This is a genomic window from Clostridium sp. AF17-21AC (assembly GCF_003461365.1).
Classification (GTDB): Bacteria; Bacillota; Clostridia; order Lachnospirales; family Lachnospiraceae; genus Coprococcus; species Coprococcus ammoniilyticus.
Genome location: NZ_QTWY01000002.1, coordinates 112,604 through 136,298, shown reverse-complemented (window position 1 = coordinate 136,298; position 23,695 = coordinate 112,604). Strand labels below are relative to the sequence as shown.

The 23,695-nt window shown below is 41.5% G+C and carries 25 protein-coding genes, 1 other RNA gene and 1 other annotated feature; of the genes, 2 read left to right on the top strand and 24 right to left on the bottom strand.

Features of this window, described 5'->3' with window-relative positions; all coding sequences use genetic code 11:
* Positions 1-3: 3 nt before the first annotated feature.
* Positions 4-1,032: a 3-deoxy-7-phosphoheptulonate synthase gene (locus DWW85_RS03515; protein ID WP_021943918.1), complete on the top strand. Its 1,029-nt coding sequence runs from the start codon at positions 4-6 to the stop codon at positions 1,030-1,032.
* Between the two features lie 162 nt (positions 1,033-1,194).
* Here the strand turns inward: DWW85_RS03515 and DWW85_RS03510 are convergent, their stop codons facing one another.
* From DWW85_RS03510 to DWW85_RS03485, 6 genes are all read right to left on the bottom strand, one after another.
* Positions 1,195-1,521 (bottom strand): SCP2 sterol-binding domain-containing protein, encoded by a 327-nt coding sequence (locus tag DWW85_RS03510; RefSeq protein ID WP_117807533.1) that lies wholly within the window; start codon positions 1,519-1,521, stop codon positions 1,195-1,197.
* Positions 1,522-1,536: 15 nt separating this feature from the next.
* A complete protein-coding gene (locus DWW85_RS03505; RefSeq protein ID WP_117807532.1) occupies positions 1,537-2,208 on the bottom strand; it encodes a DivIVA domain-containing protein in 672 nt (223 codons plus the stop codon).
* A 155-nt stretch (positions 2,209-2,363) separates the two neighbouring features.
* A complete protein-coding gene (gene dtd / locus DWW85_RS03500; protein WP_117807531.1) occupies positions 2,364-2,810 on the bottom strand; it encodes a D-aminoacyl-tRNA deacylase in 447 nt (148 codons plus the stop codon).
* 14 nt (positions 2,811-2,824) lie between these two features.
* Positions 2,825-3,331 (bottom strand): acetolactate synthase small subunit, encoded by a 507-nt coding sequence (gene ilvN / locus DWW85_RS03495; RefSeq protein WP_021943922.1) that lies wholly within the window; start codon positions 3,329-3,331, stop codon positions 2,825-2,827.
* 13 nt (positions 3,332-3,344) lie between these two features.
* Entirely contained in the window at positions 3,345-5,069 is a 1,725-nt protein-coding gene (ilvB, locus tag DWW85_RS03490) for a biosynthetic-type acetolactate synthase large subunit (RefSeq protein ID WP_021943923.1), read from the bottom strand.
* Positions 5,070-5,156: 87 nt separating this feature from the next.
* Positions 5,157-5,420: a binding site (T-box leader), on the bottom strand.
* A gap of 160 nt (positions 5,421-5,580) precedes the next feature.
* Positions 5,581-5,874, bottom strand: a complete 294-nt coding sequence (locus DWW85_RS03485) for a DUF58 domain-containing protein (protein ID WP_226801011.1) — start codon at positions 5,872-5,874, stop codon at positions 5,581-5,583.
* A gap of 341 nt (positions 5,875-6,215) precedes the next feature.
* On the opposite strand from DWW85_RS03485, the gene asnB reads away from it, so the two are divergent.
* Positions 6,216-8,072, top strand: coding sequence for an asparagine synthase (glutamine-hydrolyzing) (gene asnB, locus DWW85_RS03480; protein ID WP_117807529.1), 1,857 nt, complete (start codon positions 6,216-6,218; stop codon positions 8,070-8,072).
* 269 nt (positions 8,073-8,341) lie between these two features.
* Here the strand turns inward: asnB and DWW85_RS03475 are convergent, their stop codons facing one another.
* From DWW85_RS03475 to DWW85_RS03390, 18 genes are all read right to left on the bottom strand, one after another.
* On the bottom strand, positions 8,342-8,944 hold the full coding sequence (locus DWW85_RS03475; RefSeq protein ID WP_347470669.1) for a dipicolinate synthase subunit B: 603 nt from the start codon (positions 8,942-8,944) through the stop codon (positions 8,342-8,344).
* Positions 8,945-9,107: 163 nt separating this feature from the next.
* Positions 9,108-10,007, bottom strand: a complete 900-nt coding sequence (locus DWW85_RS03470) for a dipicolinate synthase subunit DpsA (RefSeq protein ID WP_021943927.1) — start codon at positions 10,005-10,007, stop codon at positions 9,108-9,110.
* Positions 10,008-10,061: 54 nt separating this feature from the next.
* Entirely contained in the window at positions 10,062-11,300 is a 1,239-nt protein-coding gene (locus DWW85_RS03465; RefSeq protein ID WP_242996015.1) for a D-alanyl-D-alanine carboxypeptidase family protein, read from the bottom strand.
* A gap of 177 nt (positions 11,301-11,477) precedes the next feature.
* A complete protein-coding gene (gene scpB / locus DWW85_RS03460) occupies positions 11,478-12,209 on the bottom strand; it encodes an SMC-Scp complex subunit ScpB (RefSeq protein WP_347470668.1) in 732 nt (243 codons plus the stop codon).
* The gene (locus DWW85_RS03455) at positions 12,154-13,041 is read right to left on the bottom strand and encodes a segregation/condensation protein A (RefSeq protein WP_242996014.1); all 888 of its coding nucleotides are present in this window, start codon (positions 13,039-13,041) and stop codon (positions 12,154-12,156) included. Before DWW85_RS03455 ends, scpB begins: the two co-directional genes overlap by 56 nt.
* Before the next feature lie 62 nt (positions 13,042-13,103).
* The gene (gene spoIVA / locus DWW85_RS03450; RefSeq protein ID WP_021943931.1) at positions 13,104-14,576 is read right to left on the bottom strand and encodes a stage IV sporulation protein A; all 1,473 of its coding nucleotides are present in this window, start codon (positions 14,574-14,576) and stop codon (positions 13,104-13,106) included.
* A 143-nt stretch (positions 14,577-14,719) separates the two neighbouring features.
* Positions 14,720-15,721: an NAD(P)H-dependent glycerol-3-phosphate dehydrogenase gene (locus DWW85_RS03445; RefSeq protein WP_021943932.1), complete on the bottom strand. Its 1,002-nt coding sequence runs from the start codon at positions 15,719-15,721 to the stop codon at positions 14,720-14,722.
* 51 nt (positions 15,722-15,772) lie between these two features.
* Positions 15,773-16,450, bottom strand: coding sequence for a glycerol-3-phosphate 1-O-acyltransferase PlsY (gene plsY, locus DWW85_RS03440; protein ID WP_021943933.1), 678 nt, complete (start codon positions 16,448-16,450; stop codon positions 15,773-15,775).
* The gene (gene der / locus DWW85_RS03435; protein WP_021943934.1) at positions 16,450-17,772 is read right to left on the bottom strand and encodes a ribosome biogenesis GTPase Der; all 1,323 of its coding nucleotides are present in this window, start codon (positions 17,770-17,772) and stop codon (positions 16,450-16,452) included. The genes plsY and der overlap by 1 nt, the downstream gene beginning before the upstream one ends.
* Complete coding sequence (gene pgeF / locus DWW85_RS03430; protein WP_347470667.1) at positions 17,765-18,640, bottom strand: peptidoglycan editing factor PgeF; 876 nt, start codon at positions 18,638-18,640, stop codon at positions 17,765-17,767. Before pgeF ends, der begins: the two co-directional genes overlap by 8 nt.
* Before the next feature lie 17 nt (positions 18,641-18,657).
* Positions 18,658-19,029 carry a YraN family protein gene (locus tag DWW85_RS03425; protein ID WP_278286970.1) on the bottom strand — a complete coding sequence of 124 codons (372 nt, stop codon included), beginning with the start codon at positions 19,027-19,029 and terminating at the stop codon, positions 18,658-18,660.
* A gap of 30 nt (positions 19,030-19,059) precedes the next feature.
* Positions 19,060-19,833: a ribonuclease HII gene (locus DWW85_RS03420; protein ID WP_117807524.1), complete on the bottom strand. Its 774-nt coding sequence runs from the start codon at positions 19,831-19,833 to the stop codon at positions 19,060-19,062.
* Positions 19,834-19,895: 62 nt separating this feature from the next.
* A complete protein-coding gene (lepB, locus tag DWW85_RS13085; RefSeq protein ID WP_347470666.1) occupies positions 19,896-20,804 on the bottom strand; it encodes a signal peptidase I in 909 nt (302 codons plus the stop codon).
* Positions 20,805-20,809: 5 nt separating this feature from the next.
* Positions 20,810-21,667: a ribosome biogenesis GTPase YlqF gene (gene ylqF / locus DWW85_RS03410; protein ID WP_117807523.1), complete on the bottom strand. Its 858-nt coding sequence runs from the start codon at positions 21,665-21,667 to the stop codon at positions 20,810-20,812.
* Complete coding sequence (gene lepB / locus DWW85_RS03405; RefSeq protein ID WP_117807522.1) at positions 21,664-22,236, bottom strand: signal peptidase I; 573 nt, start codon at positions 22,234-22,236, stop codon at positions 21,664-21,666. The genes ylqF and lepB (DWW85_RS03405) overlap by 4 nt, the downstream gene beginning before the upstream one ends.
* An 80-nt stretch (positions 22,237-22,316) precedes the next feature.
* Positions 22,317-22,667 carry a 50S ribosomal protein L19 gene (gene rplS, locus DWW85_RS03400; protein WP_117807521.1) on the bottom strand — a complete coding sequence of 117 codons (351 nt, stop codon included), beginning with the start codon at positions 22,665-22,667 and terminating at the stop codon, positions 22,317-22,319.
* A gap of 165 nt (positions 22,668-22,832) precedes the next feature.
* Positions 22,833-23,179, bottom strand: a transfer-messenger RNA (tmRNA) gene (ssrA, locus tag DWW85_RS03395).
* A gap of 44 nt (positions 23,180-23,223) precedes the next feature.
* A complete protein-coding gene (locus tag DWW85_RS03390) occupies positions 23,224-23,601 on the bottom strand; it encodes a hypothetical protein (RefSeq protein ID WP_117807520.1) in 378 nt (125 codons plus the stop codon).
* Between the last annotated feature and the right edge of the window lie 94 nt (positions 23,602-23,695).

The window sequence follows — 23,695 nt, the reverse complement described above, 5'->3', positions numbered from 1 at the left end:
TCAATGAGTATGAAATTGGTCAAACGAGTACCAACCGGTGAAGAGATCAAAGAGTTATATCCTCTCTCACAGGAACTCAAAGACATTAAAGCAAAACGAGATGAAGAGATCAGAAAAATTTTTACCGGAGAAGACAAGCGATTTATATTTATAATTGGTCCATGTTCCGCTGATAACGAAGATGCTGTATGCGACTATCAGAACAGACTGGCAAAGGTTGCAGAACAGGTCAAAGATAAAATTCTTGTAATTCCACGTATATATACGAACAAACCAAGAACAACGGGTGATGGATACAAGGGGATGTTGCATCAGCCGGATCCGAATAAGGCTTCTGATATGTTAGAAGGTTTATATGCAATCCGTAAAATGCATATCCGCGCGATCAAAGAAACCGGACTCACAGCAGCAGACGAAATGCTCTATTCCGAGAACTGGCAATATGTTGACGACATCTTATCCTATGTAGCGATCGGTGCACGTTCCGTTGAGGATCAGCAGCACAGATTAACGGCAAGTGGAATGGACATTCCGGTTGGCATGAAGAACCCAACCAGTGGGGATTATACTGTTATGATGAATTCTTGTCTTGCTGGACAGCATCCGCATACTTTCTTATATTCCGGATGGGAAGCCCACACAGACGGAAACCCACTGACCCATTGTATATTAAGAGGTGCATTAAATAAACATGGTCGTTCCATCTCAAACTACCACTACGAAGATCTTCGTCTTTTATATGAATCATACCAGAAGTTCAATCTGGTAAATCATTCATGTATCGTTGATGCAAATCATAACAATTCAGGCAAAAAATTTGATGAGCAGCCACGAATCGTAAAAGAAGTTATCCACAGCCGCAATTACGATCCTGATATCAAAGAACTTGTAAAAGGTGTTATGGTTGAAAGTTATATCGAAGACGGTAATCAGCCGGTTGGTGGAGGATGCTATGGCAAATCCATCACAGACCCTTGTCTCGGATGGGATAAGACAGAACGTCTCTTAAAGGAAGTTGCTGATCTGTTATAAAAATCTGATACCATGTAATGCAATGATATCAAACATCTTTTAAGTTGAGATGTAATGCAACGATATCCAAGCTTCTTTTATAAATAAAGATGTAACACATCGTTTATAGCTATAAAGGCAAAAAGAAACCTGCCAGTTAATATCTGACAGGTTTCTTCTTTTTTACTCTTTGATGATGCGTGACAGGAAATTTCTTCCCAATGACACATCACCAGCAATATTTAATTTTCCTGTAGCATATGCATAAATCGGATCCATTACTCCATTTATCACCCGTTCCAGACTGGATATTGTAACGATAAACTGAACATTTCGTTGTTTATATTCCCCCGAAATGACCTCAAGTGTACCATCTTTCAAATGAATATAAAAATGTCCACTGTCACGTCCAATAACATCAAACTGGAAATAGGTATCATCCTGTAATCCATCTATGTTCCTATGTACTGATAATTTATGAAAATAATCGAGACATTCCCTATATGTCATACAAATCAGCCTGCTTTATAAGAATTCGAAATCGTCATCCTCATCGCCATCACCGATCAGAACCTGATTGCGTTTAACGCCTTCTTCGATTTCTCCTACGATTACTTCGTCTTCTTCATCCTCTGTTACAGCACTCTTCCCTGCAAATGCCTGTGGCTTGCTTTCCTCTTTTGGCTCTTCCTTTGGCTTCATCTTCAGCTTCTGAGGTTCTGCTGTTGTCTGAGACTTCATCTTCAGCTTTGTAATCGGATCAGCTTCTAACGCATCTTCATTGATTGATGAAGCTGTCGTGCTGGCTGTTGCTGTTACAGTACCGCCATTTGCCTTAAGCTCTTCCATCTCCGCTTTTAACTTTGCAAGTTCTGCCTTTGCATTGGAAAGAACTTCATTTGCACGTTTCTTTGCATCGTTAATGATTTTGTTTGCTTCACTGTTTGCCGCATTCTGTTCCTTTTTGGAACCCGGAGCAGCCTGCTCTAACTGTTTCTCTAATTCATAGATCTTTACACTATTCTCTCTGAGAGAATTCTGAGCCAGTTCATTTTCTGCTACAGCGGCATCATATTTTGCCTGTAATGAAGCAAACTCATCCGATACTTCTCTCATAAATGAATTTACTTCATCTTTATTATAACCAAAAAGTCCCTTTTTAAAGGTCTTTTCTTCAATGCTTTCCTTTGTTAACATTATAGCGCTTCTCCTTTACGTGTTTATTTAACATAACCTAAACTCAATTATATTAATTCTTTGTATGTTTTTCAAGAAATAATCGTATGTTTTTGAAAAAAATTTACAATTTTTCATGCAAGATATTCAATTTGGATCCATTCCCATGTATTTTTTTACATTTCACGGCTATCAAACAGGATCGTAAACGGTCCATCATTGGACAGATCCACTCTCATGTCCGCACCAAAAATACCGCTTTCTGTAACTGCGATTTTTTCCCTGCAAGCAGACAGGACATATTCATATAACGCATTTGCTTTTTCAGGGTTGCCTGCCTTTGTAAAAGATGGGCGGTTTCCTTTCTTACAGTCTGCACATAAGGTAAACTGTGATACGATCAGAAGCTCACCGTTTACATCTGTAAGAGAAAGATTTGTCTTGCCATTTTCATCCGCAAATATACGAAGTCCCAGCAGTTTACGGATTAATTTGTCTGCAGCTTCTTCTGTATCTTCTTCGAATACACCTACAAATACCAACAGACCTTTTCCGATCTTTCCTACCTCTTTATCATCTACTGTTACACTTGCATGATTCACTCTCTGAATCAGAAATCTCATAATTTTTATCCCCTTTAGCGCTCCGACATGCTGATTGCTTCTACTGCAACGCTTCCTCCACGGACAACCTCGATCCGATTTGGAAAACTCTGCTTGAATAACTTGATCGCATCATTGTTCTGATTTTCTGTCTGTAAACATTCCACCAGAATATTCTTTCTGTCATAGTCCGTGATCTTGAAGTTAAATGCATTTGCAATACGGAATACTTCATCCTTATCATCGGTATTACATTCTTTTACCTTGATGAATAAGATCTCTTTATTATGGATCGGAATATCCGTATAATCAACCACCTTGATTACTTCCACGCTGCGGTTCAACTGCTTCTTTACCTGTTCAAAAGTACGATCATCACTGGTAAAACTGATCGTCATTCTGGATACCGTCGTATCCTCTGTTTCTCCTACAGTCAGACTGTTCAGGTTATAGGATTTACCGGAAAACAGACCGGAGATTCTTGCAAGTACACCTATTTCATTTTCAACATATAAACATATCCATCTTTTCTTTTCACTCATCTGTCTATCCTCCTTAACAATCCATGATCATATCATTTAATGACTTGCCACCCGGAACCATAGGGAATACATTTGCAGTCGGATCAATATAGAACTCTATAACTGTAGGTCCCTTTGTATTTGCCTTTGCCTGCTCAAATGCTGCTTTGATCTCTTCTTCCTTTGTAACACGGATTCCAAGCGCCTCATAGCTTTCCGCCAGTTTTACAAAATCCGGTGTATATTTCGGACAGCATTTGTCAGGATTCTGGCAGTCATGATTACAGCTCTTTCTGTATCTCAGACAGGTACTGCTGTAACGCTTGTTGAAGAACAGCTCCTGCCACTGACGTACATTTCCAAGATAACCATTGTTTAAAATACAGATCGTGATCGGAAGCTCCTGTGCAACCGCAGTCGCCATCTCCTGAATATTCATCTGTACACCACCATCACCGGAAATGCAGATAACATTCTTATCCGGGTTACCGATCTTTGCCCCGATGGCAGCAGGAAGTCCATATCCCATCGTACCAAGACCGCCGGAGGTTAAGAGCTGGTTCTCACCGCCAAGTGCAATATACTGTGTTGTCCATAACTGGTTCTGTCCTACATCTGTAGTAATAATGAGATCGTCATACATCTCGTTGATCGTCTTAATGATCTTCTCAGGTGTAACACCTTTATAAGAATTCATGTTGATCGGATACTGTTTCTTCACTTCCATGATCTCAGCAACCCAATCGGATATATCTAATTTCTTTGCATATTTTAACATCTTCGTGATCGCAAGCTTTGCATCTGCTACGATTGGGATGTCTACCTCGATATTTCTGGAGATTGATGCTGCATCGATATCGATATGTATGATCTTTGCATTCTTTGCAAATGTGTCAATCGTACCGGTGATACGGTCGTTAAATCTGGTTCCGATTGAGAATAAGACATCACATTCCATGATTGCTTTATTGGATGCGAGATTTCCATGCATTCCGATATTACCAACATATAAAGGATGGTCCGTCGGAATTGCTCCCTTACCCATGATCGTAGTAACAACAGGGATTCCTGTTAATTCACATAATTCCTGCATTTCTTTTCTTGCATGTGCGATATTCACACCGCCACCGATCAGAAATACCGGTTTCTTTGCATGGTTTAATTCTGCCAGAGCCTTCTTAAGCTGACCAGAATGTACACCCTCTGATGGCTTATATCCTCTGATATTTACTTCATCCGGATATTCATCCGAACCCATTGCAAGCTGGATATCTTTTGGTATATCAACCAGTACAGGACCCGGCTTACCGGTTCTTGCGATATAGAATGCATTCTTGATAATTCTTGCCAGATCTTCTCTCTTTCTGACTGTTACTGCATATTTGCAGATGTTTCTGGTGATACCTACGATATCGACCTCCTGAAAGGCGTCGTTACCGATCAGATTCATCGGTACCTGTCCGGTAAAACATACCAGAGGAACACTGTCATAATTTGCTGTTGCAATTCCTGTAACCAGATTCGTTGCACCAGGCCCGCTTGTAACCAGACATACACCAACCTTTCCGGTTGATCTTGCATATCCATCTGCTGCATGAACAAGTGCCTGCTCATGTCTTGGAAGAATCATATCGATTCCCTCTGCATCGTATAATGCGTCAAATAAGTCGATCGCTGTTCCACCCGGATAGGCAAACAGTGTATCAACATGTTCTTCCTGTAATGCTTTTACAAACATCTGTGCTCCATTAATCTCCATAACCTATATCCTCCTTTAATTGTCATCCATATAAATTTCCAAAAAGAGCGTTTCCCATCCACTAAAAAAGCCCTAAGCCGTATATCAGCTTAGGGCGAATAATCATATCCGTGGTACCACCTAAATTCAGGTTCTTCCTGCTCTCATCCAATACTTACAAATCTTATCTGCGTTATATTGTATTCCTATAACGGGGAAATCCGTTGAATCCTACTCAGCACTTCTTATGAAGTCATGCTTTTCAGTCCACTGCTCGAAGGCTACTTCCATACATCCTAGCTGAAGATTCTCACCACCATCTTCTCTCTGGGAGCCGGTCCTGTATGTACTCCTCCTTGTCATTGCATTTGACATATAAACTGTTGTTACTTTAGCATAAATGAGAAAAAAAGTCAATGCGTTTTCTGGGAAAAATCACCAAAACACCTGCATCAAACATACAGGACAATCCCCTTTTCTAAACGTTCGATCTCAAAGGCTGCATCCCGGTTGGCATCATATGTAATAAAGATCACCTTTGCAAACCGATGAATATCATGACGGAATTATCATTTGGTGTATCCAGTTCTTTTACCATGGTCTTTCCCATCTTAGCTGACATTTTCCAATGAATATTTTTGATACTGTCACCTTTCATATATTCCTTGATCTGAAGGATCTCTGAAATATCATTTCCTTTTACATGCTTGTAATTCACATCATTCTCGCTCACAAGACTGCCTTCTACATCATACAGATCCATGGAACACTCTTTCGGATATTGATAAAACATACTATAACAGATTGATCTCCGTTGAATCATCATTATCATTATTGTCCTGATCACTGCTGGAATCTTCTGATTCTGAATCCTGATTATCGGAACCACTGACCGCACCGTTACCAATGGTACTGTTATCATCCTCAGAATAGAAGCCCGGTGTAACTTCAACCGGAATAAATCCAAACCCATTTCTTCTAATTTCTCGACATATGAAGCAAGCGTAACATCTGTAACACTTTGTGTTGATTTTACATCTGCATAAATATTTCTTTTTTATTTTGTATTTTTCGGCACTTTTGTTTTGTATTTTTCGGATTTCTTTTTCTGCATATTTTACTGCCCTGTTTCATACAATTATACGACGAAACCGAAACGAGTTATCTATGTGTTCTATTTCTGGATTTTATAATGTACATGGCAGATACCTGGAAACGCCCGGACATTTTCATGATATTCTGTCTGCCATGAATGCAAAGCAAAAGCATCGCGGGCCGGATGATGATGGTATTCTTCTGATGGATACATGCGGACTGTCTCATACAAGATTATCCATCCGGGATATCAAAGCCGGACTTCAACCCATGTCCCGCACTGTACAGGGAAGAACGTTCACTATCGTATTCAATGGAGAAATCTATAATACAGATGAACTGAAAAGGGAACTGATCTTACGCGGTTATTCCTTTTCCACAACATCCGATACCGAGGTACTGCTGTTTTCATACATATACTATGGGCCTGACTTTGTAAAACATATCAATGGTATATTTTCTTTTGCGATCTACGATCATGCCGAAGAAGCCATTTTACTTTACCGGGATCCATTCGGTGTAAAGCCTTTATATTATACCTTTTTATCTGACCGGACACTTGTCTTTGCATCAGAGCGAAAGGCACTGTTCTGTTATCCCGGCACATTTCCAAGACTGGATAAAAAAGGCTTATGTGAGATTTTTGCTCTTGGCCCGTCAAAAACACCGGGCTGCGGTGTCTTCAAAGGAATCGACGAACTAAAACCCGGTCATTATATCCGATATGACCGATTCGGCTGTTCCATCACTTGCTATTTTCGGATTCAAAGCATACCTCATACCGATGACTATCAGACAACCGTGGAAAAGACCTCTGATCTGTTAAACGCTGCAGTAAAACGACAGATCGTATCCGATGTTCCGATCTGTACCTTTCTGTCCGGCGGTATCGATTCCTCGATCGTCAGTGCCATCTGTGCGGAAGAACTAAAGAAACAGGGGCAGGTACTCGATACCTATTCCTTTGATTTTACCGATAATTCACGCTATTTTAAATCAAATGCCTTTCAACCGGAACAGGATCGGCCATATGTAGATCAGATGGTCTCTTTCCTCGGAACGAAACATCACTACCTGACCTGCAATATGGAAGAGCTTGCCGACCTGCTTTATGATTCCGTTCTTTCCAGAGATCAGCCGACCATGGCAGACGTTGATTCATCCCTGCTGTATTTCTGTAAGCTGGTATCTGAAAACAATAAGGTTGTGCTGACCGGAGAATGTGCCGATGAAATATTTGGCGGATATCCATGGTTCTACCGGGAAGATCTGCTTGCATCCGATACTTTTCCATGGATGACCGATCTTACACCAAGAAAGCAACTGTTGGATCCGGAATTTGCAGATGCCCTGCAGATGGATGACTATGTGAAAAATCTTTACCATCAAATCATCTCCGAGATTCCGGTGCTGCCGGAAGAATCCGATATCGAGAAATCCCGTCGCCGGATCGGTTACATGAATATCCGGATGTTCATGCAGACCCTGCTTGACCGTATGGATCGTACCAGTATGTATCATGGTCTGGAGGCAAGAGTACCATTTGCTGACATCCATCTTCTGCAGTATGTCTTTAATGTGCCATGGAAATACAAATACCGAAACCAGACAGAGAAAAGCCTGCTCCGTCATGCCGCTGTAAATCTGGTTCCAAATGAAATCCTGTTCCGGAAGAAAAGCCCGTATCCTAAGACCTATAACCCACTTTATGAAACGATCCTTGCCGACCGGTTAAGAGAAGTGATCCACGATCCTGCAAGCCCTGTCAACCGGTTTCTGGATAAAAAAGCAGTTCTACAGTTTCTGGAATCTCCGAAGGATTATGGGAAACCATGGTATGGCCAGTTAATGGCAGGCCCGCAGATGATGGCATACCTGCTGCAGGTCAACTACTGGTTAAAGGAATACCAGATCGCTGTTGAACTCTGATTCCTGTTTTATACCATAAATAAACACAGGCAGAAACTTGTGCCCGGAAAAACCCACAAGGGTGCCCATATAAATAACATCGACATTCGCGTAATTTCGTTGCGAGACCCACGCTAACTGTCAGCATCAAGCCCATGTCTGAACCCGTCAGGGTGAGTTTGGGCGACTGCTGACAAATAAGTGCGCGTGTCGAGCAGAAATGAAGCGAGTCGTGTATTTATATGGACACCATCGTGGTTTTTTCCGGGCACAAGTTCCTGCCTGCGTTATCACTTGTCACATAATACCGGCTGAAGCTGCTTCCCCTTTAAAGCCTCCTCTATCGTATCCGGTATCAGAGACAGTTTTCCGATCAGAGAATTTGGTTTCTTTACGGGATCATCCTGAAAGAATGGAACAAAATAAATATTCTTCATATTCATCAACATTCCGATATTCTTAAAATTCATCCCCATCGCATCATTTGTTGAAATGCTGATAATCAGCGGTTTATTATTTCTGATATGCGCCTTCGCTGCCATCAGCACCGGAGAATCCGTGATACCGTTACATAACTTTGCAAGTGTGTTGCCTGTACATGGAGCGATCACCAGTACATCCAGATATGCTTTTGGTCCGATCGGTTCTGCCTCCTGGATGGTAAAGATCCCTTTCTTCCCTGTTATCCTCTGAATGTCTTTTACAAAATCATCCCCTCTGCCAAATCTGGTATCGTACGTTGCAGACCGTTCGGAAAAGATCGGATATACCGATATTCCAAGCTTTGTCATTTCCTCTATCTCTATCTTTACTTTATCAAAAGTACAAAACGAACCGGTTATTGCAACGCCGCAATTGCACCCTGATAAACTCATATCTATAATCCTTTCCATTCAATACAATCCATAAAATCATTCTGATCCATACTGTTTTATCAATTCCAAGCTGTTGTGTCTGGTTCCAACTATTTAACAGAACCAGACAAATACTACTGTCTGACAATGATTTTATGTTTATTATAGTGTATGCAGGATCATAAATTATGTGACTGTTTTATCAAAGATACGACAAAACTGCCTCGCCCAGAATCTCACCGGAAGTTTTTGGTGAATACCGTCCCGGAATCCCCAGACTGTGTTTATAACAGATCCCCTGCTCATCCAGATATGCAAAATCCGTTCCGCCCGGTTTGGATGCTATATCCAAGATAACAACATCCGGACGAAGCTTTGACAAGACTGCCCGATCAAGCACAGGCGCCGGTATCGTATTGTAACAGAAATCAAATGTATCCAGCTTTTCACAGGAAGCCAACTGATTCAACAATATCGTATGGCAGTCCCCCATGGCTGCCTTAATACAGGCTTCCACACTTCTGGCTGTAACCGTCACCTCCGCTCCCATACGAAGCAGCTTCTGTGCAAGGACACGCCCGCATCTTCCATAACCGGTAACCAGACATTTGCTGTTTTCTATATTGATATCACTCATCATAAAGCTTTCCGTGATCGCACCTTCTGCCGTTGCAACCGCATTTTTTAGTGCAACACAGTCATCTTTCATATAATCATGACATGGTATACCTGATTCTGCACAGGCTTTTGTCAGTTCCTGTGAGATCACGCCCCCACATACCAGACCAAAATCCCCCACCATGAAAGCAAGTGCTTCTGCCGTAAGCCCTGAGCAGCCATTGATATGGATACCGTCCTTTGTAACCGGAACCGGAAGCAACAGCCCGGTTTCTTTTAAAGTATCATCGGTCTTGAGATTTCCAATTATATCCTGTAATTTTTCTCCGGTATCTGCAAGTTCCGGCACCTTCCATGTAAAAACCGGATAGCCCTGTTCTTTTAAATATAAGACCAGATAGTGGCAACGCAGGTCACCACCCACTACAACAAACTGTTTCAAATAATAACCTCCCTGTTTCTTTTCATCAATCTTATGCTCCATATTATATAGTAACCTGTCATCTGTTGTCCGTATAATACAACTATAATTCAACGATCAGGAATAATTTCTGTCAATATAATACTTTATGTACCCACTTATAAAATCCTTCCATGTCATTCCGGATATTGTTTCTGTAATAAATACCGGATAAATAGCATAGACCTTACCGTTAATTGACAGAACAACGGAACCAATCTGCATCCCAGTTTGCAACGGAAGTCCAAGTTTCTCCGGCAGAATATACCGGACAGTGATCTGCTCATCTTCCCGCAGTAACAATGTTTCTGAAAAGCTGCAGTTCCATGCGATCGTGGCCTTTTCTGCATCCTGCTGTCTTCTGTAATTGGGATCATACTGAATAGGAATGTCCGTTTTTTGCAGGATATCATCTTTTATGGTATGTTCCTGATAATGATCCAGTCCATAGTTCATAAGCTTTTTCGTATCTGCCCATTTATAAGTTTTATTCCCCGGCCAGCCGCATCCAAGCAAAGCTACGATGAACAGTTTTCCATCCCTTTCTAACGCTCCAACATAACAGTAACCGGCTGTTCCTGTAAAGCCGGTTTTACCTGTCAGTGCTCCATCCATCATATTCAGAAATGCATTATGATTATTGCAGGTAAAACTTCTGGTTCCTGCAAGATTGGTAAAAGAATAGACAGACGTTCTTGTGATCGTAAGAAATGTATCCTTTTCAGGCGACTCTTTGATACAATACCGCAGGATCCGAGCCAGGTCAGCAGCCGTTGTTCCATGTATTCCATGTTTATCCTTTGCATCTAAGCCATTTGGCGTAATAAAATGTGTCTTCATGCAGCCAATATCCTCTGCCTTCTGATTCATCAGCTCCGCAAATTGTTCCACACTTCCGCCAATATGCTCTGCGATCGCAACCGCACTGTCATTATGGCTTTCCAGCATCAGCGAATACAGAAGATCTTTTAACTTATATTCCTCTCCCTCTCTGATATTAAGCTGTACATCCGGCATCTTTGCTGCATAGGAAGATATGACCACCGTATCGTCCAGATCACCATATTCAAGTGCAAGGATACAGGTAAGGATCTTCGTCGTACTGGCATTTGCCCGTACTTCTTCACCTGCTTTATCATACAGGATCCTGCCGTTTTCTCCATCCATCAGAACAGCCGACAATGCATGAAGATCATTGTCTGTGATCTTTTGCTCTGTATCTACCTGAAGGGTATTACTGTTCTGTTTGCTGCGGTTATTCCAATGAACTATCCTTTGCTGCTGCGGCTGCATCACAAATGCTTTCGCAGGAATCACAGAACAGAGCAATACTGCAGCGACAAGGATCCATACAAACAGAAAACCTGCGGGAATCTTCTGTCGCCTTCTTCCTGCAGGTTTCTGTTTTCTTTTATGATATTTGAAATATAACCCTAACATACGATCACCGGATATATTCTTTCTTCATAAAAATATATTCCGGATCTGTCGGTTTTATGACTCATTATCCAGCCCGAGTGTGATCTCATTTGCCTCTTCCTGTGCTTCCTTCTTAAAGTCCTCGATCTTATCCGGACTGATCATCGGAAGCTCCTCTGTCGATGCAACGCCGAAGCTTCGCAGGAATTCCTCTGTCGTTCCAAACAGGATCGGTCGTCCCGGAGCATCCAGTCGTCCAACCTCATCTACCAGTCCGTATTCCATCAGTTTATTGATCGCATGTGCACAGGAAACTCCACGGATGGCTTCAATCTCCGGTCTGGTGATCGGCTGCTTATAGGCAACGATCGATAGGGTTTCAAGCAGTACATCCGTAAGATTTGGTTTCTTCGGTGTACAGACAACCTTTGTCAGCACATCGTAGTACTCATTTCTGGTACACAACTGATATGCATTTTCAAGCTCAACCATCTTAATGCCCCGGTCAGACTGATTATAAATTTCCAGCACCTCTTCCATCTGCTTGGACAGCTTCTTTGTCTCCATCTCCAGTGCCTTAGCCAGTCGATCTACTGACACAGACTCCCCAATGGAAAACAGTATTGCTTCAACTGCAGAAACCAGATATTCTGTACTGTATTCTTTATAAACTACCGGCTGTTCTTCTACATTTTCCAGTGTTATCTCATTTACTGTTGCTTCGTTCTCTTTTATCTCACCCATACCCATCTTATCCTCGTTCTGTCTCATTGGCTTCACCATCTGCCTGATGAATGGCTTCTGCATTTGTCTCTATTGAATCCGGCACATCTGCCTCTGTTTTATCTGTATCAGTATTCTGGCTGTTCAACTCATATGCAGCAATGTCATCTCTGGAATCAATGATGATCTCTCCAAATATCTCTTCCTGCCGGATCTGAATGGCTCCAATCTTCATAAGCTCTAATATTGCAAGAAATGTTACGATAATATTCGATCTCGATGCCTGCATTTCAAGCAGTGTCCGGAAATTGATGCCTGCAAGTCCGCGGACCTGTTCCCGTACCTCCGCCATCTTTGCTTCCAGTGAGATCTCCTCTCTCTCGATATTTTTGAACTTACTACGGATCGGATCTACCTTTTCAACCTGTTTCCGCATCACGGATTTGAAGATCTCATTCAGTTTTTCCAGATTCATATCATATTCCGAGATCAGTGCAACCGGATCCACGACCGGCTTGAAATTTTTCACCTCTGCAGGAATGCTTTCTTTTTTATAAAATGCCTTTGCACCGTCAAACTCCAGATCTTTCAGCTCACTTGCCGCATATTTGTACATCTTATACTCCAGCAATCTGCGGACAAGCTCTTCTCTCGGATCCTCTTCCTCCTCATCCTCTTCTGTTACCTTCGGAAGAAGCATCTTGGATTTGATACGAATCAGAGTCGCCGCCATGACCAGGAATTCACTCATAACATCCAGGTCTTCCTCTTCCATATGATTCACATAATCCAGATATTGCTCTGTGATCGTTACAATCGGTATATCATAAATATTTACTTTATTCTTTTCGATCAGATGAAGGAGTAGATCAAGTGGTCCTTCAAATACATTCAGTTTTACATCGATTGCCGACATATTGTCTCCCTTTATCCCATACAGACGCCATCAAGGTTTTTTCGCATCTGTTCTCTGTATGCCTATATAATAATGCAGACCAGTCCGCCATTTCCATCATTTACGATCTTCTCCATGGTATCCTGAAGCTTCTGCTTGCTTTCTACATTCATCTTATTTGTCTTTGTATTTAATCCATCCTCTACAAGCTGCTCGATCGACTTGCCAAAGATATTCACATCCCAGATATCTTCTCCATTCTCTCCGGTGCTTGTTTTGATATATTCGACCAGATCCTCCGCCTGCTCCTTCGTACCAACGATCGGTGCGATCTCTGTTGTAATATTCGCTTTGATCATATGAACCGATGGTGCCTCTGCCTTGATCTTTACTCCATATTTGTTGCCTGCCTTAATCAGCTCCGGTGTTTCCAGTGTAATATCCTTCTTTTCCGGCATTACCAGACCATAACCGCCGTTTTTCACACTGTCAAGTGCATTTATAACCCCATTGCAGAACTTTTTCTTTTCTGCCATATCTTTGATCTCTGTAATAAAATCATACTCATTATGGATTTCTGTCCCAAGCATATCGGAAAGCATCTCATAATAATATCTTCCATAGATCGTAACCTGAACACTCAGCGAACCGTCTGCAAGATTTACATTGTTATATGTATACTTTTCCACATATTCATTTTCCGGAAAAGCAAAATGAACCATATCATATATGTGCTGATTGCTGTTCATGATGTCCATGGCATTCTCGATCACACTCTTTTTGATCTTATTGTCATTCTCGGATACCTCCAGCCACTTTGGTATCACAAAATTAATACAGGTGATAGGAAAACTATACAGCATCGAAGTAAAGATCGCATTGATATCATTTCTGCTCAACTGATCACAGTTTACGGGAAGAACCGCAACACCATATTTATCTACCATCGTTGCTGCAAGCTCTTTTGTTTCTTTTGCTCCCGGTCGATTTGAATTCAACAGGATCACAAACGGCTTTCCAATAGCTTTTAATTCCGCTATCGTTTTCTCTTCTGCTGCAAGATAGTTTTCTCTTGCCAGATCGCCAAAGCTACCATCACAGGTCACCACGATTCCGATCGTTGAATGACTGTTGATCACCTTCCTGGTTCCGATCTCTGCCGCTTTTGCAAATGGAATATCATAATCAAACCATGGAGTCTTGACCATCCGTTCTTTTCCATCCTCCATCTGACCTTCCGCTCCATCTACAACATAGCCAACGCAGTCGATCAGCCGGACACGCATATCGATCTCATCATCTACCCGGATCTCGACGCCTTCTTTGGGTATGAATTTGGGTTCTGTCGTCATGATCGTCTTACCGGACGCAGACTGTGGCATTTCATCCAGCGCAATCTCACGGTCATTCTCATCTTTTATATTTGGAATGACCATCATTTCCATAAACCGTTTGATAAATGTTGATTTTCCGGTTCGTACCGGACCTACAACACCTATGTAAATTTCACCATTTGTTCTGGCATTGATGTCGTTGTACACATTAAAGCCTCCCATATATACCTCCTGCATTTCTTACACATTTTCCGTTTCTGCTCCTGTATTTGTATCATAAAAAATGGAAATACAAAATCTGTTTCCTATGTAAAGATTATCATATAAGTAATATATGAAAGAGCTTTTACAAGTATGTCAAAAACTTACTCCTCTACAGATATCTCTGCCTTTCTGTCTCTGGTAAGCAGATCCACAACTGCTTCACGGGCAGGCTTGCCCTCGAATAATACCTTATTTACCTCTTCAACGATCGGCATATCGACTCCGTACTTCTTTGCAAGCTTCAGTGTCGCCTTTGCAGAATATACCCCTTCTACTACCATCTTGACCTCAGCCATTGCTTCTTTGTAGCTCTTGCCCTGTCCGATCAGATAACCGGCATTCCGGTTACGGCTGTGCTTGGACGTACAGGTAACGATCAGATCACCCATACCGGATAAACCGGCAAGTGTCTCTACATGTGCTCCCATCGCAGTTCCGAGTCGTAAGATCTCTGCCATTCCTCTGGTCATTAACGCTGCCTTCGTATTATCTCCAAAACCAAGACCATCCGTAATTCCTGCAGCCAGCGCAATAACATTCTTAACAGATCCGCCAAGTTCGATTCCGGTTACATCTGTACTGGTATACACACGGAATACATCATTCATAAACGTATTCTGGATCAGCTTAGCAGTATCCATATCGCGTGCTCCGGCTACTACTGTTGTCGGAATACCAATACCAACCTCCTCTGCATGGCTTGGTCCGGAAAGAACTGCAACCTTTGCTCCAGGGATCTCACTCTCGATGATCTCTACGATCGGAGTCAGGGTTGCCTCCTCAATGCCCTTGCTGACATTGACGATCAACTGATCGTTTGTAATGTAAGGCGCGATCTTCTTTGCTGTGCTCCGGATAAATGGGGACGGAACTGCACAGACGATCATTTTTTTCCCTTTTATCGTCTGTTCCAAATCTGTTGTAAATGTGATTGTTTCATTCAGATGAACACCTGGAAGACGATCCCTCTGCTCCCTGTATGTGTTCAGCATTTCAATCTCTTTTTCATCAATGGACCAGACGGTAACATCATGTCCATTCCCCGCCAGCAGGTTTGCAAGTGCAGATCCCCAGCTTCCTGCTCCTAAAATACCTATTATCATACTAAATACCTCTCCATCTTTATAACTTTGTGGTCGATATAATTTAACATACTATGCCTGTTCTTCTGTTGTCTTATTTCTTCCCTTTAAAGAGAATTTATTCTCTGTTCCTTTGATCAGTCTGACAATATTCTGTTTATGACGATAGATTGCAAGCAAGGTAATAAGTCCTAAAACAATGCAGCTTTCAAGTTTCATCGAATCGGATGTAAAACCATAAGAACCTGTATATGCAAATATTGTATAGGAAACTAAAAGTCCCAGGACAAGGCAGATAGAACCTACGGATACATATTTGGTTACAACCACACAGAATACGAATAATCCTAGTTCAATAAGCGCAACTCTCCAATCCAGTAAACCGATTGCGATTCCGGATGTCGCTGCAATTCCTTTACCACCTTTAAACTGCATGTAAAACGGAAAATTATGTCCAAGTACAACGCCTGCCGCTGTATAGATTACAAACAAATATACGTTTTCAATGCCAAGAGCATTCATGATAATATGTGTGATACTGCATGCGATCACTGATTTAAACAGATCACCAAGGAATACAACTGCTCCAGCCTTCTTTCCAAGTACACGGAGTGCATTTGTCGTTCCTGCATTACCACTTCCATATTCCCTTATATCAATACCATGTAATTTACCGTAAATATAGCTTGTCTGGATGATACCAAAGAAATATCCTCCAACCAGACATATGATTCTCGCCAGTACTAACATTATTTTTCTTTTCTCTCCCTGATAATAAATTTTAAAGGTGTTCCCCGGAAACCAAATGCTTCTCTGATCTTGTTTTCAATATAACGTGTATAAGAGAAATGCATCAGTTCTTTATCATTTACGAATATAACAAATGTAGGCGGCTTAACAGCTACCTGCGTAATATAAAACAGCTTCAGACGTTTACCTTTATCTGTAGGCGGCTGCTGCATCGCAACTGCTTCTGTCATGATCTCGTTCAATACACCAGTCGCAACACGAAGCGAGTGATTCTCGATGACAGCATCGATTGTTTCAAATAATTTCGGAAGTCTCTGTCCGGTCGCTGCCGATACGAATAACAGCTCTGCATAAGGCATATAAGACAGCTTTTCCCGGATCTCCTTTGTAAACTTATAAATGGTCTTGTCGTCTTTTTCCACAGCATCCCATTTGTTTACAACGATGATCATACCTTTTCCACGTTCATGTGCAATACCTGCGATCTTCGCATCCTGATCTGTGATACCCTCTGTTGCATCAATGACCAGAACCGCTACATTACATCGTTCAACAGCCGATACAGTACGGATGATACTGTAACGCTCAATATCTTCTTTGATCTTGCTCTTTCTTCGAAGTCCTGCAGTATCAATAAACACATACTCCGTTCCATTTCTGACGATTTCGGTATCGATCGCATCTCTTGTCGTTCCGGCAATATCAGATACGATCACACGGTTCTCACCCAGGAGCTTATTGATGATCGATGACTTACCTACATTCGGCTTACCGATAATGGCAATTCTAGGTCTGTCATCTTCCTCTTCATTTTTTGATTCTTCATCAAAATGAGACACAACTTCATCTAACATATCTCCGATTCCAAGTCTGGATGCACCGGATATTGGAACAGGATCGCCCAGTCCGAGATTATAGAACTCATATACATCATTCATATATTTCTCAAAGCTGTCCACCTTGTTTACAACAAGGATCACCGGCTTCTTCGATTTACGGAGCATCTGGACTACCTTATGGTCATCGTCCACAAGTCCCTGTCTGACATCTGTCATAAATATGATAACATCAGCAGTCTCAATGGCGATTTCTGCCTGCTCCCGCATACTTTTTAAAATAATATTGTCGCTTTCCGGCTCAATTCCACCGGTATCTATGATCGTAAAATTATAATCGAGCCAGCTCACATCTGCATAGATTCTGTCTCTGGTTACGCCAGGCGTATCTTTTACAATTGAAATTTTCTCTCCTGCCAGTGCATTGAACAGGGTAGATTTACCTACATTTGGACGTCCAACGATGGCTACTATCGGTTTACTCATTTACGTTTCCTCCGTCTGCTGTCGATTTCAGCATGATAACAGCTCCCAGATTGCCACGTTTCCCATGGCTCGCCCTGTGTGAAAACAGGAAATCCGGATTGCAGCATGTACATATGTCGGTTACATTTATATGGTCAGGCAATATACCTGCACCAGTCAGATTATAATAATTTGCCCGATGTAAATCAAGCAAATACTTACCATTTCCAATTTTTTTTGTCATTTTATCATACTGTTCCGGTAAATAAGCATCCTGAAATGCCTCAGCTACATCCTCGCTTACCTCATAACAGTTCTGACAAATAGACGGTCCGACCGCACAGATCAGATCCGAAGCCTCACATCCATACTCCTTATTCAAGGCTTCGACCATATGGAGGCTGATGTTCTTAACGGTTCCGCGCCAGCCGGAATGATTCATGGCTACAACCTCTTTTACAGGATCATAGAAGAAGACCGGTGCACAATCCGCATAAAACGTGATCAATGGCAAATCCTTTACATTCGTCATCAGACCATCTGTTTCCGTTATATCCGATTCTCTTGTGATACCTTTTCCGGCATCTTCCTCTGTTATTTTACGGATCACAGTTTCATGTACCTGATCAGAAAATACCAGTCTTCTGTAATCATATCCGACTGCCTGTGCCAGCCTCCTGTGATTCTCCATAACTGCATCCATATCATCTCCACGATGAAAGCTCAGGTTCATCGTAGAATATATTCCTTCACTGACCCCACCAAGTCTCGTTGAAAATCCATGAACGATCCCCGGCAGTTCCAGATTCTTAAATACAATATACGGAACTCCGTTTTCCTCTTTTATCTCTGTTGTCTTATCCTGATTGATATATGTTATGTTATACATTTTCATACCTCATAACCTTAATAATATCCCTGATAAGGGAAGGCATCTTTCATATGATGGATCTCATTCTCCGCCACCGCAACCACATCGAATCGTACCGGTGTATTGTAAGGATCATATCCATATCGTTTCATATAATATAGGGCTACCCTGCTGATCTGACGCTGTTTGACAGGTGTTACCGCCGCCTCCGGCGATCCGTATCTGCTGTTGCTCCGATATTTTACTTCTACAAATATCAGATACCCATCTTTTGATACGATCAGGTCGATCTCTCCGGATGCGACCCGGTAATTTCTCGCAAGTATCCGGTAACCTGCATCTTTCAGATATGATGCAGCCATCTCTTCATATTCTGTTCCCTTTTTTCTTGTATTATAATGGTCGATACAGTTGTTCTCCTTTTTTCTGTCTATCTTCTATTCTTTCCAGAAATGTGTGATAAAAGATCTTCTGTGGATCTCACATGGTCCAAGTAATTTTAATGCTTCTATATGCTCCTTAGATCCATACCCCTTATTCTTTGCAAATCCGTATCCCGGATAGATCTCATCATAAGAAACCATCAGACGGTCTCTTGTTACCTTCGCTATAATACTAGCGGCAGCGATCGAAGCAGATTTTGCATCTCCTTTTATGATCGAAACCTGTGGGATCTCTACCTCCGGTATCTTAACCGCATCGTTTAATAACAAATCTGGCTGAACCGTAAGCTTACGGATTGCGATCCGCATGGCTTCATAATCTGCATTTAAAATATTGATCTGATCGATCAGCTTCTCATCTGCCATACCGATTCCGTAAGCAACCGCTTTTTCTATAATCTCATCATATAATTCTTCACGCTTCTTTTCAGAGAGCTGCTTGGAATCATTCAGATACAGAATATCACAATCCTTTGGCAGGATCACAGCCGCCGCTACTACCGGACCTGCCAATGGGCCACGACCTACCTCATCAATTCCACAGATATACTGACAGTCAGCATGCTGTCTCTCATATTCAAACATATGCTCCATCCGGTCGAGCTCTTTTTGATATGCTGCAATCCTCTTTTTCACTGAAAGGATCAGTTTTTTTACACCCTCACGGTCATCCTCTGCATATTTTTCTATTACTTGTTTTACTGCATTCACATCTGCATTTGAAAATTCTGCTTTAATCTCTGTTATGCTTTTTCTTTTGTTCTCCATCTTATCCTCATATAAGCATAAATGGCTGTTGTTTCTTACACACAGCCATTTATCTGCACTTATTATTCTTCTTTATTCAGAAAACCGAAGCCTCCGGTAAACCGGAATACTGCTTTCCCCACAAATTTATTCTTATGGATATTACCGACATCCGACAACCGACTGTCCCGGCTGTTATTCCGGTTATCACCCATAACGAAATACTCATCATCACCAAGTGTGACCGGTTCTGCCGCAAGCCCTCTGTGATTTTCTTCTATGACTTCTTTTCCATAATCTTCCTCCAATGGTTCATCATTGATATAGATCACACCATCTTCATCAATATATACGGTTTCACCCGGAAGTCCAATGATACGTTTGATATAATAGGTATCATCTTCTTCCTCGTATGGAAATACAACAATATCAAAACGTTCCGGATCTTTAAAATGATAGGACAGTTTATCGATCCAAAGGCTGTCACCATTATGAAGGGTATCATTCATGGAATCTCCGCTCACCTCTGTACGCTGTCCAACATATGTAAGGATCAACCAACATACTGCAACGATCGCCAGAATATATAAAGCGAGACTGATTAAATCTTTTACGATATTGATCTCTTCTTTCTCCTGTTTCTTCTTTTTCTTGTCTTTTTTCTTCTTTTTTCTCGGCTGTTCTTCTTCCTCCAGTACATGAGTATTGGAGGATGCATCTGAATCAGCAAAATAATTCGTTACTGTTTCTCCGGCTTCATTTACAACATCAGACGCTGCTTCATTCTTTTCTTCCGTCTCTGCCTGCTCCGAAGGAATTGTTTCTGTTTCTTCCTTCTTCTGCTCCGGATCTATTCCCTTTTTCTTTAACTTTGCAAGCTGCTTTTCACGCTTCTTTTCAAGCTTTTCAATCTCTTTTTCCCGTGCTTTTTTTGCGGGATCATCGTCAAATATAGCATTCAGTGCTTCCACACGTTCGTTATCATCTTTCATATCAACTACTTATCCTTTACAACAGCCGGTCGTTCCAGTGATATCCTGCCAAGCTTCCCTGCCCGGAAATCATCCAGTAGCTGCGCTGCAGCTTTATCGATATCCAGTTCGCCGCCTTTTTTTATACATGCCCTTTTTTCTGCGATCTGTTCCAGAATATGAACAAAATCGGCATCCTCATTAATATTATACCTATCAACAAGGCTCTGACAATAGTTTAATTGTAAAAATTTGATCAATTCATACGCAAGGTCGGTAATACTTAAAATCTCATCATTGATCGAACCGATAAAAGCAAGTCGTAATCCAACCTCTTTATCATCAAATTTGGGCCACAATATTCCTGGGGTATCCAATAATTCAATATCTTTTCCAAGACGTATCCATTGCTTTCCCTTTGTAACGCCCGGCTTATTTCCAACCTTTGTACATGCTTTTCTGGCATAAGAATTGATAAATGTAGATTTACCGACATTTGGAATACCAACAATCATCGCACGAAGCGGCCGGTTAATGATCCCACGCTTTCTGTCTCGCTCGATCTTTTCTTTACAAGCTTCCTTTACCACATTACTGATATTCTTCATGCCATCACCGGATCTTGCATTGATCTTTGCTACAAAAAATCCTTTTTCTTTATAATAATTTTCCCATTCTGCTGTTGCTGATGCATCTGCCAGATCTGTCTTATTCAACAGGATCAGGCGGTATTTGTGCGCTGCAAGTGCATCAATATCCGGATTCTTGCTGCTGTATGGCACTCTGGCATCGATCAGCTCGATCACAACATCGATCAGCTTGATGTCTTCCTGCATCATACGTTTTGCTTTTGTCATATGTCCGGGATACCATTGTATATTCATCGTGTCTTTATCCTTCCTAATATCTCTGCTTTTTTCACATTTCCCACTTTCAGGAATCTGGAATCTTCACTGTTATTGACATTATCACCAAGCAGGAAATACTCATCATCCCCCAGCTTTACTTCATTCTCTGCCAGTCCTGCTGTAAATATATAATCATCAAATGGCAGATCCGTCCGTTCACCGCCATCAATATATAATTTTCCATCTCTGATCTGAACGGTCTCTCCCGGCAATCCGATCACACGTTTAATATCATAATAAGCATCCGGCGTATCAACACTTCGGTATGCAACAATGTCATATCGATCCGGAGAGCTAAGAAGGTAACATAACTTATTTACTGTAACCTTCTCCTGATTAGTACACACCGGATTCATGGAATCACCAACGACATACACAGACTGAAAACAATAAGAAACCATTCCATATCCCAGCACAACTGCGATCAGAACGGACAACAGCCAGCCAAATATCGTTCTGACCGTACGCCTAAAGCTTCTTTCTTTTCTTCTCTGCCGACGTTTCTCCCGCCGTATTCTTTTTCTGCGTTCACTTTTATCGCTCATATCTCTACTCCGATAGATTCATATTACAAAAATGGCTGGAGCTATCAACCCCAGCCACTTTTTCATGTAACCTGTAAAAATTATTTAACAAGCTCTTTAACCTTTGCAGCTTTACCAACTCTTGAACGTAAGTAGTAAATCTTAGCTCGTCTTACTTTACCATGTCTAACTACTTCAATCTTCTCAACAAATGGTGAATGTACTGGCCATGTCTTTTCTACGCCAACACCGTTTGAAAACTTTCTAACTGTGAAAGTCTCTCTGTTGCTTCCACCCTGTCTCTTAATAACAGTTCCTTCGAAAATCTGGATTCTCTCTCTGTTACCTTCTTTGATCTTGTTGTGTACCTTAACAGTATCACCTACTGCAAAGTCAGCAACTTCTGCCTTCATCTGAGAAGCTTCAAGATTCTTAATGTAATCGCTATTCATTTGTGTGACCTCCTTGATATTTAGATGTTCTTACTACCACACCGGTACAGAGGACCATCGATTTTTTTCACAACTCGTTCAGTTTACCATACAAATAAAAAGAATGCAAGAAAAATCTACACCTTTTTTGGTGTACGACCTTGCATTCTTTTGCCATAGTTCATGCTATGGAGCTGGTGGGATTCGAACCCACGTCCAAAAGCTCATTCATCACGGCATCTCCCATCACATTCCGTATTTTAACATTTCCTCAATACCACGCCTACGGACAGGCTGGATACATCGGTAGCTTCATGAATTTTCCGATACCGCAAAGCTTAAGCACCGGAGTTTCCCGTTGGATGATACCAGGTCTAAAAGGTACGGGGGACCTTAAAGCTGGCAGTTGCCTTTAATTAGGCAGCGTAAGCTAAATTATCGTTAGCGTTTATATTTAGTCTAAGTTTTAACGTGGTCCTAGTCCACGGATGGCTTCCATGACTGCAAAACCCCTGTCGAAACCAGTCAACCCCTGGTTTATAATGGAAAGCTCTGTTGTCAGGTGCTTTCTTATATATTACTCAGCAGCTTCTGTAGTGTCAGTCTCTGCTGTAGTTGTCGTTTCAGATGAAGCATCTGCTTCAGAAGCTGTATCTTCAGAAGTATCACTGTCAGTATTCTCTGCATCGGATGCTGTAGCTGTACTGCTGTTCTCAAAATAGCTTCCATATCCCTGTTCTGCCCATGTCTGGCTGACATATGCGCCAAGCTTCTCAGCTTCTACATACTTTGGAATCGCTTTGTATATCTTTACACCCAGTGTAGCTGCAAGAATACATCCAACTAACACGCCAAATATGCACCATCCAAGGATTTTCTTTCTCTTTTCATGCTTCATGATCGCTGCGCGGTTCTTCTTCTCATATTTTCTTTTATCTACTTTACTCTGGCTCACTTACCTGACCTCCCAGTAAAAATCTTATTGGAGTATATCACATCTGTATGAAATATTCCAGTATTTCACAAAATCTTTAAAACTTCATATGAAA